The sequence below is a fragment of the Advenella sp. FME57 genome, assembly GCF_014897675.1.
Lineage (GTDB): Bacteria > Pseudomonadota > Gammaproteobacteria > Burkholderiales > Burkholderiaceae_B > Advenella.
On sequence record NZ_JABUXU010000001.1, the window covers coordinates 394,929 to 409,161 of the forward strand.

Consider the following 14,233-nt stretch of genomic DNA (forward strand, 5'->3'; position numbering starts at 1 on the left):
GTGCTGACGCGCAGATGCCCGCTGACAGCACACGCCCTGCCCCCTTATTCATTGCTTATTACTTTTTTCTTTTACCAACATGACAACCCTTTCCTACGCTTCACGGTTCCTGCAACGGTTCCTCGCTGTTGCCATCAGCACCACAATCATTCCCCTGGCTGCCGCTGGTGAGTTTCCCGAAAAGGCCATCCGGCTGTCGGTGGGCTACCCTGCCGGTGGCCTGAGTGATGTCGTTGCGCGCAAGCTGGCTGAGAAAGTTGCCGATACGCTCAAGGTGCCGGTCATTGTGGAGAACCGCCCTGGCGCCGGCGGCACAATCAATATCGCCGAAGTGTCCCGTGCCAAGCCCGATGGCTACACACTGGCCTTTTCGGCCACCAGCCCGCTGACATTGACGCCATATTTCTCCAAAGTCAATTACGACCCGGAGAAAGCGGTCACCCCGGTGATCGGCATTATGTATTCCCCTGTCGTTCTGTTGGGGACACAAACACTCCAGACCAGCGATTTCAACGGCTTCATTTCGGCCGCAAAACAGGCGCCAGGCAAGCTGCGCTGGGCTACATCAGGAATGGGCACAATCGGGCATATCATGTTCGGCCAGATCTCTCACGATGCTGGGCTGGACATGACCCTGATTCCCTATAAAGGCGGCAGCCAGCAAATGAACGATGCGCTGGGCGGGCAATTTGAAGTTTTCTCCACCAATGTCTCCGCTACCCTGATAGAAAATATCAAGGCAGGCAAACTGCATGCGCTGGCGATTGGCGCCGAGCAACGAATCGAGGGCCTGCCCGGGACACCCACGTTCAACGAACTGGGACAGCCCAAGGCAAATCTGAAATCCAATTTTGGTATCGTCGCGCCGGCCGGCACGCCAACCCCGGTGATCGAAAAACTGAACAAGGCGTTTGATGCGGCCTTGCACGATCGTGATATTGCAGATAGTCTGCGGCAATCGGGCAATATCCCCAACGGCGGTAGCGCTGAAGTCTTTCAGCGGATTATTGATGAAGAGTCGCGTAATAATCGGGCGATCATCAAGCAGGCCGGATTGGCGGCCAAATGATCCGCAGATATAAACCCCGCATATAACCCGGCGCATATAAGCGGACGAAATAACCGGTACATATCAACCGGCAAAGATCGTCCGATTTGCCGTCCGCCCTGATTCATACGCCGCGCCCGATGTACTGGTGGCGCGGCTAAGTTTTGCCGCGTTTTACCGCATTACTTGCCCGCCTGGTGAACAAGGGACAGCAGGCCAGCTGCCAGAGTAAACAGGCCGGCAAATCCACGATTGAGGATCTTTTGCTGTTTGGCCGAATGCATCAACCGCAAGATCCGCGCAGCCAGCCAGGTATATGCGCCCATGACAATGACGTCCACCACTGTCATGGTGATGCCCATCACAAGGTATTGCTGAGCTAGCGGCGCGCGCGGGTCAATAAACTGTGGCAGCACGGCAAGCAGGAACACCATTGCCTTGGGATTACTCATATTGACCAGAAAGCCGCGCAATACCAATCGGTGCACCGGCACATCCGGCGCCCGGGCATCCAGCTGGATCACGCGCACCGGCGCCCGCCACTGTTGCCAGGCCAGATAAAGCAAATAAAAAACCCCAAACCACTTGATTAGCGCAAAGGCCCAACTGGTGGTGGTAAGCAATACGCCCACCCCGGCGGCAACAATCGAGATTTGCGCCGCCAGCGCCAGTTGCAGGCCCAGAATATTCCAGAGCCCAAGGCGCACGCCATGATTGACGCCGGCAGACATGGAAGCGATCGCGCCCGCGCCGGGCGAGATGCTGATAATCCAGCATGCCAGGAAAAACGCTGACCACAATTGCCATGACATAATTAAAATCCTTCAAAAAGGCGAAACATACAGACGGTCACAGGCGCACAGCCACGTCGGCCCTTGGCCAGCGGGCGCTGCAATGACAGCAACTGAAAATTTGAAAAAACGAAAACGTGACAAGACTGGCTGCCCAACGGCAAGGGCGGCAAAAGCACGGGAAACGGCCGCGACCCAAGTCAATTGCGCAGATGCAGCAAGCGGCCATGAACTGCTAGCGCCGACCAGAACAATATTATAAATCAATCTGCTGTTTTTATTCCGGGCTTATTTTGGGCGTCTCAGATCGACGGCACCAGCGCGCTTTTAACAACCATCGGAAACATGCCATATTTTGACCGCCATGATACCGCTTTCTGACTGCCATGGCCGCAATCGCCTCGGCGTATTTCATCTGCTGCAGGACCGCTTTTCATCCTCGCCGACCCGGCTCTACGCCCGTGCTCGTCGCAATCTTGCCGATGGTTGTGAGCCAGGCGCAAAGAGACGCAAACACACAAGAAAAAAAACCATGATCAATGTCACATTGTTTATCAAAATAGCGGTAACTAAATTACACTTAGGGATACATCAAAAAATCAGGCATTATCAGGAGATATCATGCGAAAAGGCGCCCCGAAAGGCTTGTTGGCTATCATCACGAGTGTAATGACGTGTCTGGTTATGACGCCCGCCGTCCATGCGCAACCGGCCGATGAAATACGTATCGGCGAAATCAATAGCTACAAGATTTTTCCTGCTTTTCTGGAACCCTATAAAAACGGCATGGTATTGGCGGCGGAACAAGCCAATCAGGACGGTGGCATCAATGGCCGCAAGTTGAGAATCATTATCCGCGACGATGCCGGCAACCAGGGTAATGCCATCAAGGAAGCCCAGGCGCTCGTCAGCCGGGACAAGGTGCACGCGCTGACCGGTGGCTTTTTATCCAACATCGGACTGGCGCTGGCTGATTTTGCGGCACACCGAAAGGTGTTTTATCTGGCCAGCGAGCCACTGACTGACAAACTGGTCTGGGCTGACGGCAACGACTATACCTATCGCCTTCGCGCTTCTACCTATATGCAGGTAGCCATGCTGGTGCCTGAAGCGGCCAAGCTCAATAAAAAACGTTGGGCGATCGTATATCCCAATTACGAGTATGGCCAGTCTGCTGCCGAGACCTTCAAAACCCTGTTGAAGCAGGCGCAACCAGATGTGCAATTCGTGGCAGAGCAGGCTACCCCACTCAATAAGGTCGATGCCGGCAATGTTATCCAGGCGCTGGGCGAAGCCAAACCGGATGCCATTTTCAATGTACTGTTCGGCCCTGATGTCACCAAATTTGTCCGCGCTGGCACCACCCGCAAATTCTTTGAGAACATGCCGGTCGTCAGCCTGTTGACCGGGGAACCCGAATATCTGGACACCCTGGGAGCCGATACGCCAAAAGACTGGATCGTTACCGGTTATCCATGGCAATTTATCGACACGCCCGAGCACAAGGCCTTTCTTGATGCTTATCAGAAACGATTCAACGACTATCCGCGGCTCGGTTCCATCGTCGGTTATATGGCCATCAAGTCACTTGCAGAAGGATTTCGCAAGGCAGGTACGACCGATACAGAGGCAATCCGCAAGGCATTCTCCGGTCTTGAAGTCATCTCGCCGTTCGGCCCGATCTCCTATCGCGCGCAGGATCACCAATCGACCCTGGGCGCATATATCGGCAAGCTGGACGTCAAGGACGGTCGCGGCATCATGACAGATATTCGCTATATCGATGGCGCCACTGTCCAGCCCGATGATGCGCAAGTTGCCAAAATGCGCCCTGCCAGGTAGCGGTGCAGCACGCAATGACTCCACCAGCCATAGACCGTACCCGGCACAGCCACATGGCCCGACAGCTACGCCGCCACAGGCTTGAACATTCCTCTGAAGCCGGCGCCTTGCCTTGCGCAGCTGCAAACGGCCAGGGGAACCCGGGAATGTGCCTGCGCCTGGCAGGCGACGTGCCCTGTGGTCAGGACTACCCATGGATCTGAGCGGATTTGCAGTTCTGTTTCTCAATGGCCTGGCCGGCACCTCTTCGCTATTTATGGTGGCTTGCGGACTATCGCTGATTTTTGGCGTCAGCCGCATAGTCAACTTTGCCCATGGGTCGTTGTATATGTTCGGCCTGTATGTTGCCTACAGTCTGGCCACGCATTATTTGCCGGCAAGCCCCGGTGGATTCTGGCTTGCCGTGCTGCTTGCCGCGCTGCTGGTTGGTGCGCTGGGCGCCATTATCGAGTTGCTGGTGCTCAGACGTATCTACCAGGCACCAGAGCTGTTCCAATTGCTTGCCACGTTTGCCCTGGTCCTCGTTCTCAGCGATCTGGCGTTGTGGTTGTGGGGCCCCGAAGATCTGCTGGGTCCACAGGCGCCCGGCCTGGCCAGCTCCATTCCCATTTTCGGTCGGCAATTTCCGACCTATAACCTGCTGCTGATTCTGATCGGCCCGCTTGTGCTGCTATTGCTCTGGTTGCTGCTCAATCGCACCCGCTGGGGCACGCTCATTCGCGCGGCGACACAGGACAGGCAAATGCTTGAAGCACTGGGCGTCAACCAGAGCTGGCTGTTCACCGGCGTGTTCGCACTGGGCGCATTTCTTGCCGGCCTGGGTGGCGCGCTGCAGCTTCCCATCGAACCGGCCAGCCTGACCCTGGATTTGTTGACAATTGGCGACGCGTTTGCCGTGGTGGTCATTGGCGGCATGGGCTCCATTCCCGGCGCTTTTGTCGCCGCGTTTATTATTGCCCAAGTCAAAGCGCTGTGCATTGGGCTGGGAACCGTACATCTGGCCGGCATTGAGATTGCCCTTCCTCAACTGACCCTGGTGGTCGAATTTCTAATCATGGCCGTTGTACTTATCTTCAAACCCTGGGGCTTGTTTGGCGCACGCACCGGTACACCGCGCAATGCCGGCGCACCCGAAGCGCCTTACCAGCCGGCAAGCGTGCTGCTCAAAATCATCGGCATATGCGTAATCGCGATGCTCATTAGCGTGCCCCTGGCGATCGACGCCTTTCCGTATTTGCCGGTGTTGATACAGGATATCCTCATTGCCGTACTCTTTGCCGCAAGCCTGCATTTCATCATGGGCGCAGGCGGCATGCACTCCTTTGGCCACGCGGCCTATTATGGGGTGGGCGCCTATGCTGCCGCATTGCTGCTGCAGCGTTATGCCCTTCCCATGTCCTTTGCTATTGCGCTAGCGCCTTTTGTCGCGGCCATCGCTGCCCTGATCTACGGCTGGTTCTGCGTGCGCCTGTCCGGTATTTATCTTGCCATGCTCACGCTGGCATTTGCCCAAATCACTTGGTCCGTGGCTTATCAATGGAATGATGTCACGGGCGGCTCCAACGGACTGATCGGCATCTGGCCGGCCGCCTGGCTTGAAGACCCGGCCCATTTTTATTACTTTGTACTTGCCACCGTACTGCTGTCCGTACTGGCACTGCGCTGGTTATTGTTTTCACCGCTGGGCTATGCGCTCAGGGCCAGCCGCGACTCAATGCAACGCAGCGGCGCCATCGGCATCGACAGCATGCGCGTGCAGTGGATTGCATTTGTCATAGCAGGTTTTTTTGCCGGGCTGGCCGGCGCCCTCTTCGTATTTTCCAAAGGCAGCATCTCACCCGAAGAGCTATACGTGAGCAAATCGATTGACGGCCTTGTCATGGTCCTGCTGGGCGGTATTCAATCGGTCACCGGCCCCTTAAGCGGCGCAGCGTTTTATGTCTTGCTCCATGACTACATCACAGGGATTACCGAGTACTGGAAAGGGCTGTTCGGTTTAATTATCCTGTTATTGGTACTGCTGTTTCCGCAAGGCCTGGGTGGCCTTGGAAATCGGGTCGGACAGTGGTTTAGCAGAGAAGGTCGGGCACGACCTGCAGGAAGGCAACAATGAATTTGCTTGAGATCAATCATCTGAGCCGACGCTACGGTGACTTTATTGCCGTGGACGATATCAGCTTTAGTTTGCAGGCCGGCGAACTGCTGGCGCTGATCGGCCCCAACGGAGCCGGTAAAACGACTACGTTCAATATGATCGGCGGGCAGTTGCCGGTCACGTACGGCAGCATCCTGCTTGCCGGCGAGTCCATTGCCAATCTGCCGGCAAGACAAATCTGGAAAAAGGGCGTGGGCCGCACCTTTCAGATTGCAGCGACCTTCAGTTCGTTCACCGTGCTGCAGAACATTCAAAATGCCCTGCTCGCCTATGGACGCCGCACTTATCAAATATGGCAGTCGGCTGACAGGCTGTACCGACAGCAGGCCAGCGCATTGCTTGAACAGGTTGGCATGCTCTCGCAGGCAGATCGTCCATGCGCGGAATTGGCTTATGGCGATATCAAACGCGTCGAACTTGCCATGGCGCTGGCCAGTGAACCCAGGCTCCTGCTGATGGATGAACCCACCGCAGGTATGGCTCCCCGCGAGCGACAGGAGTTGATGACATTAACGCGTGACATCGCCCAGGCGCGCAATACCGCTGTATTGTTTACTGAACACAGTATGGATGTGGTGTTTGGATTTGCCGACAGAATACTGGTGCTGGCCCGTGGCCAGCTGATTGCGCAAGGCACCCCGCGCGAAATCCGCGATGATCCCAAAGTCCGGCAGGTATATTTCGGTACGGGCTTAAATCTGCAACAAGACACCAGCCGGCCCTCCCCTTCGAGCCTTGGGACAGATACAGCAGACGGAGCACGCCCATGACCCGTTTATTGCCCTCTGCTCAGCCGGGTCAACAGCAAGCGCTATTGCAGGTGCAGAATCTGAACGCCTGGTATGGTGCGGCCCACATCCTGTTTGATATCAACCTGACTGTCAGAAAAGGCGAAGTGGTAGCCCTGATGGGCCGCAACGGCGCCGGCAAATCTACGACCATTGAAAGCATCATGGGGCTGGTAAACCACCATGGCATCATTCAGTTTATGGGACACGATATTGCTGCCTGCAAGCCACATCAGATTGCCCGCGCCGGGATCGGTTTCGTCCCTGAAGAGAGACGGATTTTTGCCGATCTGAGTGTCATGGAAAATCTGGATACCGGCAGACAGCCACCGCGCGTCTGGCCGGATGGCCAGGCAGTGGCTCACTGGTCGGTCGAATCGATTTTTGCGTTGTTTCCAAATCTGGCCGACATGCGTACGCGTCGCGGAGGACAAATGAGTGGCGGCGAACAACAAATGCTTGCAGTAGCGCGCACGCTGATGGGCAACCCTTACCTGCTGCTGCTGGACGAACCCTCCGAAGGCGTGGCCCCCATTGTGGTCGAACAGATGATAAAGATGGTGCTTGCCTTAAAGGAGCAGGGAGTAAGCATTCTATTGTCTGAACAGAACATGAATTTCGCCCAACAGGTGTGCGATCGGGTTTACATCCTGGAAAAAGGCCAAATCAAATACGAGAACACCATGGACGCACTATCCCATGACGTGCAGGCAAAAGCAAATTTTCTGGCGGTCTGAGACAAGCGCCACCAGCAGCAACGCAGATTCCGGTTTACCTTTACGCTCGCAATGACTGCCGCAGGCGCGTGTCTGCATGTGTTCTGCCTAAGAGCAATAGCACGGGCTATGTTATAATATGTAAGAAAGATATATGAATAAAAATCCGGGGGTTACGCGAATAATCCCTCTTGCATTGCACGTTGTGACGGCTACCCGCTGTTCGTGTAGTGTCGTGTCGCTGCAAGCCACCAATCCGGCTGCAATACCCGATCATAAAACTACAATTTACCGCCGCTCCGGCATTTCCGATTGCTATCTAGGTCACGCGCATACCATGATTAAACATCAGCTTCTAAACAAGGATTCCGTTTACTGCAATACTTGTGTGCTGGGGCATATTTGCGTACCGCAGGGGCTCAATGCACAAGATGCGACACGACTGAACGAGTTGGTCAAGGAACGCATCCGTATCCCCAAAGGCACCCTCTTTTTTAAGGCAGGCGATAGGCTCACGGCCCTGTACGCTATCCGCTCCGGATCCATGAAACTGCAACTGGAAAACGAATCCGGCCACATGCAGATTACCGGTTTTGTCTTTGCAGGAGAAATTATCGGTCTTGATGCCCTTGCAGAAAACGTGCATGTTTCCAACGCCATTGCCATGGAAGATACAGAGGTTTGTGTGATCCGCATGAGCGATCTGAGTTATCTGTCCAAGGAAATTCCGGCACTGGCCTATCGTGTCACGCGCCTGATGAGCCAGGAAATTTCGCGCTCGCACAGCATGGTTCTGTCGCTGGGGGCCATGCGTTCCGAACAAAGGCTTGCTGCATTCCTGATCAATTTGTCGCAGCGCTTCTCCTGCCTGGGCTATTCCGGCAGCGAGTATGTGCTTCGCATGAGCCGTGAGGAAATCGGCAACTATCTGGGTCTGACGCTTGAAACGGTCAGCCGCCTGCTGTCGCGATTTGCCAAGGAAGGACTGATCCGTATCCATCAGCGTGAAGTACGAATTCTGGACTTCAATGGTCTGCAGACGTTAATTCAAAACGAGAATATGCACCGTGCGGACTTGCGCAAGGCGCTTGCCTGAACGAGCCCGTCCTGCGAGCATCAGGCCAATCATGGCAGCCGGCATTCTCACCGCATCCCGAAGCAGCTAAACGGTCGAATGCAGGAAAGCGGCCGTTCAGGCGCCGGGGAACGGCCATTGGGGTTTGACAACCAGCCAAAATCCAGACGCTCATCAACAATGCATGACGGCCCAAACAGTAACCGCAACAGCCGGCCAATGCTGCGCCCCGATGCAGGGATTGAACCCTGTGCTAAGCAATTAATCGTCCAGTTCGGTTTGCCTGGAAAACAGCGATAGATTATTACCGCTGTTGGCCATGAAAAAACTAAGTGTACTGGAGAAGGCGGCGGTCAGCCAGAAGAGGAAAAAACCGGCTGCATAGGCCAGTTCACTTGATATGCGGATGTGCCCGAACAAGGGAATATCCCGGGGATCAACCAATGCAAATACCACCCCGCTGGCAAATCCAGCAGCAAGAAACGACGGCCAAAATATCCACATAACAGTACGCATGATCACTCCCGCTTGACGTTGCTGCGGGCTACCGGAACCAACGGCCCGGTCCCTTCGCGAATCACCACCAGTCCCTGCTTGCGGGCATCCAGTCGCACATCGCGGTCGGGATTATTCTGAAACGCCAGGACAATGGTAATCACGCAACCTATAATGGCCAAAAAGGGACCGGCCATCAGTAGCCACGGCCAAGGCTCCCTATACCACGGTCCGCTATCTCGTTCCTGCTGTTGCATCCTTATGCTCCTTGTCAATTAGGGACAAAAAAAGTTGTATCTTGTTGAGCCGATAACGTGCCTTCGGTCTTATCCGTGTTTTCAATATGCAGGGTCAATGGATGCAATCCCCTGGCCGAGTCCTGTACCGGTACGCGAATGACCATGGGCACCCATTGATTGGAAAAAGCCGGCACGTCGATTTGTTGCCCACCCTCTTCTCCGACCAATACAGTCACTTGCGGGATATCACTGGAAGTGGCTTTGAGGACAAATTTCTGATCTTTTTCCGACATATTGATGACCTGAATGCGATAGATATTCTCGATCATTCCACCCGGTATCTCCCGTCCGAGCACGCCACGATCCCGTACGATATCGACCCTTAACGGCGAACGCAGCGAGAGCGAAACCAGCAAGCCGATAATGAAGATGCTCAGCAACGCGATGTAAACATAAATGCGGGGCTTGAACAAACGCTTGCGGGCCTGTTTCCTGTCGAGCCTATCGAGCATGCCGCTTTCGGATGTATAGCGGATCAACCCGCGCGGATAATTCATTTTGTCCATCACCTGATCACAGGCGTCGATACAGGCGCCGCAGCCTATGCACATATACTGCAGACCGTCTCTGATGTCGATTCCGGTCGGACAGACCTGCACACAGATCGTACAGTCAACGCAATCGCCCAGGCCTGCCTGGCTGGGAATGATTTTCTTGGAGCGACGACCCCGCGGTTCGCCGCGAATCCGGTCATAGGTCACGACAAACGTGTCCTTGTCGACCATCACGCTTTGAAAGCGGGCATAGGGGCACATATATTTACAGACGGACTCCCGCATAAAACCGGCGTTGCCCCAGGTTGCAAAGGAATAAAAGATCATCCAGAACCACTGCCAGAAGCTGAGTTCGAAATGCAGGAGCTCAACGCCCAGCTCCCGAATGGGCGAGAAATAGCCAATGAAAGTCGAGCCGGTCCACCAGGCCACCGCTATCCATAAAAAATGCTTGGCGGCTTTTACCCTGAACTTGCGCCAGCTCATTGGAGACTCATCGAGCCTGATACGGGCAACGCGGTCACCTTCGATCTTGCGCTCTATCCACATGAAAATTTCGGTATAGACCGTTTGCGGACAGGCATATCCACAAAACAGCCGGCCGGCAAGCGCTGTAAACAGAAAAAGCCCATAGGCCGAAATGATCAGGATAATTGCCAGATAGAACACATCCTGCGGCCAGAGCACAATCCCAAAGATATAGAACTTGCGCTCTGCCAGATCGAACAACACCGCCTGGCGTCCATTCCATTGAAGCCAGGGCAAACCATAGAAAACCGCCTGCGTGGCAAGCACCAGAATAATCCGCCATTTGGCAAACACGCCGTTCACGGAGCGTGGATATATTTTTGCGCGGATCTCCTCGACCTGCATACTGCTGTCGTCGGCAGAGACAGCCCGGGCCGGGACCAATCTTGGTGGTTGCCAGGCAGGCTCATCCTGATTGGCAGACTGCTCTGGTTGCTTATCAGACATGATTGTCGATTCTTCTATGCGTGATTATTTGTTGGATAAGCCCCAAACATATGCGGCCAGAATACGGATCTGATCTTCAGACAAAATATGTTTCTGTGCCGGCATCACACCCTGGCGCCCGTGCAGAATCGTATTGACAATGGTCTCCCGGGAGCTGCCGCCGAGCCAGATCGCATCGGTCAGGTTGGGCGCACCCAACGCCTGGTTTCCCTTGGCATCCATGCCATGACAGGCGAAACATACCTTTTTGTACCCTGCCTGCCCGGCGGCCAGCAGCGTCGGATCACTGGCCAGACCGGAAAGAGAACGCACATAGTTGGCAATTTCATTGGCCTCTGAGGGTGTAATGGCCGCAGCAAGGGGCGCCATTACACCATGACGACCTTCTGTGATGGATTTGACAATCACCTCGGGTGTGCCACCGTAGAGCCAGTCGCTGTCGGCCAGATTGGGAAAGTTGGGCGCGCCTTTGGCATCAGAACCATGACATTGCGCACAGTTGTTCAGAAAGAGCCGCTTGCCGATGGCATTTGCCTCGGGATTGGCCGCGAGTTCCTGAACAGATAAGGCTGAAAATTTGTCAAATAATGGTTTGATTTGCGCCGCCTGTTCCTCGCGCTCGGCGACAACCTGCTTGGCAGAGGTAAATCCGAGCAGGCCTGGATAGGAACCGAGCGCCGGATACAACAACATGATTCCCAGTGCGATCACGCAAAGCCCCAGATACATAACCGTCCACCAGCGCGGAACGGGATTATTGAGTTCGCGCAGGTCTTCGTCCCAGACATGGCCCGTATCTTCGACCTGCGGCGTTGCGCTCTTGAGCCATCGACGCTGGGTAAACAGCAGCCACACGCACCATGCTACCCCAGCCAAAGACACGATGGCAATGTAATAACTCCAAGAATTACTGAAAAAATCACTCATTTTTTATACCCTTCACCACGAGTTGTCGTTGCTTCGTCAGGGACGGCAAACGGCAGATGCGCTGCCTGTTCGTTATCACTCACACGATGCCTGGACCAGGCCCAGGCAATGATTCCGAAAAACGTCATAATGGATACGATGGTCATGATCCCGATTACGATGTCCATGTGTTCACCTTCCCCGTTCTGGTCTAGTTGGACGCTGTTGCGTCTTGCTCACGCATTGCAGCCAGGTATCCCACGCCCAGGCTTTGCAGATAGGCAATAATGGCGTCCTCTTCGGTTTTGCCCTTGAGCGCGGCCGGTGCGTCGTTAATTTGTTGATCGGTATACGGCACGCCCAGGGTACGCAATGCCTTCATGCGCGCCTGAATATTTTCATTGGACACATCCTTGTTCTGCAGCCAGTAGTAGCCCGGCATATTGGATTCCTTCACCACGTCACGCGGGTTGCGCAAGTGGATACGGTGCCATTCATCCGAGTAGCGTCCGCCAACCCGGGCAAGATCGGGTCCGGTACGTTTGGACCCCCACAGAAACGGATGGTCATAAACGAACTCGCCGGCTACCGAATAAGGGCCGTAGCGGGACACCTCGGACTGCAGCGTCCGGATCTGCTGAGAATGGCAGCCGACACAGCCTTCCTTGATGTAGACGTCCCGACCGATGATCTGCAGTGCCTGCAGGGGCTCAACACCGGGCGCCGCCTTGGTGGTGTAATGCTGGAAAAACAGTGGCACGATTTGCACCAGACCGGCAACGGCAACGACGAGGATCGAAAAGATAATCAGAAGCCCGACGTTTTTTTCCAGTGTTTCATGGGTAAACAAACGCTTTTTTTGATTCGTCATGATAAATCTCTTAAACAGCAGTAGTGGGTTGTGCAACGCGGGCATCATGGCCGACCAATTCAGGTACTTGCGGATTGACACCCTTGAGTCCCTTGATGGTCATGATCATGTTGTAGAACATCACCAACACGCCACTGAGGAAACACATCCCGCCTACGATGCGGATGATGTACAGCACATATTTAGATGCCAGCGCCTGAATAAAAGCATAGGTCAACGTACCGTCCGCTTCTGTTGAACGCCACATCAGCCCTTCCATCACGCCGGCAATCCACATGGATGCGATATACAGCACCACGCCGATGGTAGCCATCCAGAAATGAGCCTCGATCAAGGATTTGCTATACATAGATTCGCGTCCATACAGGCGGGGAATCATGTAATACAAGCTACCAAAGGTGATCATGGCGACCCAGCCCAGCGCACCGGAGTGGACGTGCGCGACAGTCCATTCCGTGTAGTGAGAAAGCGCATTCACAGTCCGGATGGACATCATGGAGCCTTCAAAAGTAGACATGCCGTAGAACGAGAGCGCCACCACCAGAAACTTCAGGATAGGATCGGTGCGCAGCTTGTGCCACGCGCCGGACATGGTCATGATGCCGTTGATCATGCCGCCCCAGGAAGGCGCCAGCAGGATCAGGGAGAAAGCCATACCCAGGCTTTGGGTCCAGTCAGGCAATGAGGTATACAGCAGATGGTGCGGACCGGCCCACATATAGGTAAAGGCCAGCGCCCAGAAGTGAACAATGGACAGACGATAGGAATAGATCGGGCGATTGGCCTGTTTTGGCACGAAGTAGTACATCATGCCCAGGAAACTGGTGGTAAGGAAAAAGCCCACCGCGTTGTGACCGTACCACCATTGCACCATGGCATCCTGCGCACCGGCATAGGCAGAATAAGAGTTGAACCAGCTATAGGGCAACTCGATGTTGTTGAAGATATGCAGGATAGCGATTGTCAGGATGAATGAACCGTAGAACCAGTTGGCCACATAAATGTGTTTCATCTTGCGTTTGGCCACCGTCCCGAAAAAGACGATCGCGTAGGCGACCCAGACCAGCGTAATCAGAATATCGATAGGCCATTCAAGCTCGGCATATTCTTTGCTGGTTGTGTAGCCGGCCGGCAGCGTGATCGCAGCAGCCACAATGACCAGTTGCCAACCCCAGAAAGTGAACGAAGCCAGTGGTCCACAGAACAGGCGCGTCTGACAGGTACGCTGAACGACATAATAGGAAGTAGCAAACAGCGCACTACCGCCAAAGGCAAAAATAACTGCATTGGTATGCAGCGGGCGCAGGCGACCATAACTGAGCCAGTCTACGACGTTCAGTTCCGGCCAGACCAGTTGTGCTGCAATGTAGACACCCACAAACATGCCGACAATTCCCCACACAACGGTCATGATGGTGAACTGGCGCACGACTGTGTAATTGAAGATCTCCGCGTCTGCGGAGCGCGCATTCTGGACACGCATAAAATTTCCCCTAAAAAAACCTATTGTTAAATCTTAAATAGATCACAGCGCAGCGATTTGATAAATATCAAGTTGCTCCAAGACATAGACGAAACAGGCGCACAACCATGCGCAATCAGCCAGGTGGTTACGAGGAAAACAACAGTTTTTTCGTGGGGCGGCCGTAAAGCAAAGGCAATGGCCCACTGCTTTTGCCCGCCGTTTTGTCCGCCATTTTTCTCACTGCTTTTACTGGCGCTTACTCGCCCTTACTGGCCCTTTTCCTGCCTGGATACGACGTCCTTGCATTGACTGC

Annotated in this window: 15 protein-coding genes; 7 read left to right on the forward strand and 8 right to left on the reverse strand. The window is 54.5% G+C overall.

The window, feature by feature from the left end; genetic code table 11:
• Positions 1 to 79: 79 nt before the first annotated feature.
• On the forward strand, positions 80 to 1,069 hold the full coding sequence (locus tag INT32_RS01760; RefSeq protein ID WP_193087002.1) for a tripartite tricarboxylate transporter substrate binding protein: 990 nt from the start codon (positions 80 to 82) through the stop codon (positions 1,067 to 1,069).
• A 161-nt stretch (positions 1,070 to 1,230) separates the two neighbouring features.
• On the opposite strand, the gene INT32_RS01765 is transcribed toward INT32_RS01760, so the two are convergent.
• Entirely contained in the window at positions 1,231 to 1,860 is a 630-nt protein-coding gene (locus tag INT32_RS01765) for a LysE family transporter (protein WP_193087003.1), read from the reverse strand.
• A 648-nt stretch (positions 1,861 to 2,508) separates the two neighbouring features.
• Here INT32_RS01765 and INT32_RS01770 point away from each other — a divergent pair.
• From INT32_RS01770 to INT32_RS01795, 6 genes are all read left to right on the forward strand, one after another.
• Positions 2,509 to 3,681, forward strand: a complete 1,173-nt coding sequence (locus INT32_RS01770) for an ABC transporter substrate-binding protein (RefSeq protein WP_370540163.1) — start codon at positions 2,509 to 2,511, stop codon at positions 3,679 to 3,681.
• 14 nt (positions 3,682 to 3,695) lie between these two features.
• On the forward strand, positions 3,696 to 3,884 hold the full coding sequence (locus tag INT32_RS01775) for a hypothetical protein (RefSeq protein ID WP_193087004.1): 189 nt from the start codon (positions 3,696 to 3,698) through the stop codon (positions 3,882 to 3,884).
• On the forward strand, positions 3,875 to 5,794 hold the full coding sequence (locus tag INT32_RS01780; protein ID WP_193087005.1) for an ABC transporter permease: 1,920 nt from the start codon (positions 3,875 to 3,877) through the stop codon (positions 5,792 to 5,794). Before INT32_RS01775 ends, INT32_RS01780 begins: the two co-directional genes overlap by 10 nt.
• Complete coding sequence (locus INT32_RS01785) at positions 5,791 to 6,606, forward strand: ABC transporter ATP-binding protein (RefSeq protein WP_193087006.1); 816 nt, start codon at positions 5,791 to 5,793, stop codon at positions 6,604 to 6,606. The genes INT32_RS01780 and INT32_RS01785 overlap by 4 nt, the downstream gene beginning before the upstream one ends.
• Complete coding sequence (locus tag INT32_RS01790) at positions 6,603 to 7,361, forward strand: ABC transporter ATP-binding protein (protein WP_193087007.1); 759 nt, start codon at positions 6,603 to 6,605, stop codon at positions 7,359 to 7,361. Before INT32_RS01785 ends, INT32_RS01790 begins: the two co-directional genes overlap by 4 nt.
• 316 nt (positions 7,362 to 7,677) lie before the next feature.
• Positions 7,678 to 8,436: a helix-turn-helix domain-containing protein gene (locus INT32_RS01795; protein WP_193087008.1), complete on the forward strand. Its 759-nt coding sequence runs from the start codon at positions 7,678 to 7,680 to the stop codon at positions 8,434 to 8,436.
• Between the two features lie 240 nt (positions 8,437 to 8,676).
• Here INT32_RS01795 and INT32_RS01800 read toward each other — a convergent pair whose 3' ends face one another.
• The 7 genes from INT32_RS01800 to ccoN are packed head-to-tail and all read right to left on the reverse strand — an operon-like array spanning position 8,677 to position 13,938.
• A complete protein-coding gene (locus INT32_RS01800; RefSeq protein ID WP_193087009.1) occupies positions 8,677 to 8,931 on the reverse strand; it encodes a hypothetical protein in 255 nt (84 codons plus the stop codon).
• A gap of 2 nt (positions 8,932 to 8,933) precedes the next feature.
• Positions 8,934 to 9,167: a FixH family protein gene (locus tag INT32_RS01805; RefSeq protein WP_193087010.1), complete on the reverse strand. Its 234-nt coding sequence runs from the start codon at positions 9,165 to 9,167 to the stop codon at positions 8,934 to 8,936.
• A gap of 14 nt (positions 9,168 to 9,181) precedes the next feature.
• Positions 9,182 to 10,678 carry a cytochrome c oxidase accessory protein CcoG gene (ccoG, locus tag INT32_RS01810; RefSeq protein ID WP_193087011.1) on the reverse strand — a complete coding sequence of 499 codons (1,497 nt, stop codon included), beginning with the start codon at positions 10,676 to 10,678 and terminating at the stop codon, positions 9,182 to 9,184.
• A gap of 24 nt (positions 10,679 to 10,702) precedes the next feature.
• On the reverse strand, positions 10,703 to 11,605 hold the full coding sequence (ccoP, locus tag INT32_RS01815; protein WP_193087012.1) for a cytochrome-c oxidase, cbb3-type subunit III: 903 nt from the start codon (positions 11,603 to 11,605) through the stop codon (positions 10,703 to 10,705).
• Entirely contained in the window at positions 11,602 to 11,772 is a 171-nt protein-coding gene (locus tag INT32_RS01820) for a CcoQ/FixQ family Cbb3-type cytochrome c oxidase assembly chaperone (RefSeq protein ID WP_193087013.1), read from the reverse strand. The genes ccoP and INT32_RS01820 overlap by 4 nt, the downstream gene beginning before the upstream one ends.
• 23 nt (positions 11,773 to 11,795) lie before the next feature.
• On the reverse strand, positions 11,796 to 12,455 hold the full coding sequence (gene ccoO, locus INT32_RS01825) for a cytochrome-c oxidase, cbb3-type subunit II (protein WP_193087014.1): 660 nt from the start codon (positions 12,453 to 12,455) through the stop codon (positions 11,796 to 11,798).
• A 10-nt stretch (positions 12,456 to 12,465) separates the two neighbouring features.
• Positions 12,466 to 13,938, reverse strand: a complete 1,473-nt coding sequence (ccoN, locus tag INT32_RS01830; protein ID WP_193087015.1) for a cytochrome-c oxidase, cbb3-type subunit I — start codon at positions 13,936 to 13,938, stop codon at positions 12,466 to 12,468.
• Positions 13,939 to 14,233 lie beyond the last annotated feature (295 nt).

What these genes read in the sequence shown, in the direction of transcription:
- INT32_RS01760 (WP_193087002.1), top strand. Translation starts at nt 80, where the DNA reads ATGACAACCCTTTCCTACGCTTCACGGTTCCTGCAACGGTTCCTCGCT.
- INT32_RS01765 (WP_193087003.1), bottom strand. Translation starts at nt 1,860, where the DNA reads ATGTCATGGCAATTGTGGTCAGCGTTTTTCCTGGCATGCTGGATTATC.
- INT32_RS01770 (WP_370540163.1), top strand. Translation starts at nt 2,509, where the DNA reads ATGACGTGTCTGGTTATGACGCCCGCCGTCCATGCGCAACCGGCCGAT.
- INT32_RS01775 (WP_193087004.1), top strand. Translation starts at nt 3,696, where the DNA reads ATGACTCCACCAGCCATAGACCGTACCCGGCACAGCCACATGGCCCGA.
- INT32_RS01780 (WP_193087005.1), top strand. Translation starts at nt 3,875, where the DNA reads ATGGATCTGAGCGGATTTGCAGTTCTGTTTCTCAATGGCCTGGCCGGC.
- INT32_RS01785 (WP_193087006.1), top strand. Translation starts at nt 5,791, where the DNA reads ATGAATTTGCTTGAGATCAATCATCTGAGCCGACGCTACGGTGACTTT.
- INT32_RS01790 (WP_193087007.1), top strand. Translation starts at nt 6,603, where the DNA reads ATGACCCGTTTATTGCCCTCTGCTCAGCCGGGTCAACAGCAAGCGCTA.
- INT32_RS01795 (WP_193087008.1), top strand. Translation starts at nt 7,678, where the DNA reads ATGATTAAACATCAGCTTCTAAACAAGGATTCCGTTTACTGCAATACT.
- INT32_RS01800 (WP_193087009.1), bottom strand. Translation starts at nt 8,931, where the DNA reads ATGCGTACTGTTATGTGGATATTTTGGCCGTCGTTTCTTGCTGCTGGA.
- INT32_RS01805 (WP_193087010.1), bottom strand. Translation starts at nt 9,167, where the DNA reads ATGCAACAGCAGGAACGAGATAGCGGACCGTGGTATAGGGAGCCTTGG.
- ccoG (WP_193087011.1), bottom strand. Translation starts at nt 10,678, where the DNA reads ATGTCTGATAAGCAACCAGAGCAGTCTGCCAATCAGGATGAGCCTGCC.
- ccoP (WP_193087012.1), bottom strand. Translation starts at nt 11,605, where the DNA reads ATGAGTGATTTTTTCAGTAATTCTTGGAGTTATTACATTGCCATCGTG.
- INT32_RS01820 (WP_193087013.1), bottom strand. Translation starts at nt 11,772, where the DNA reads ATGGACATCGTAATCGGGATCATGACCATCGTATCCATTATGACGTTT.
- ccoO (WP_193087014.1), bottom strand. Translation starts at nt 12,455, where the DNA reads ATGACGAATCAAAAAAAGCGTTTGTTTACCCATGAAACACTGGAAAAA.
- ccoN (WP_193087015.1), bottom strand. Translation starts at nt 13,938, where the DNA reads ATGCGTGTCCAGAATGCGCGCTCCGCAGACGCGGAGATCTTCAATTAC.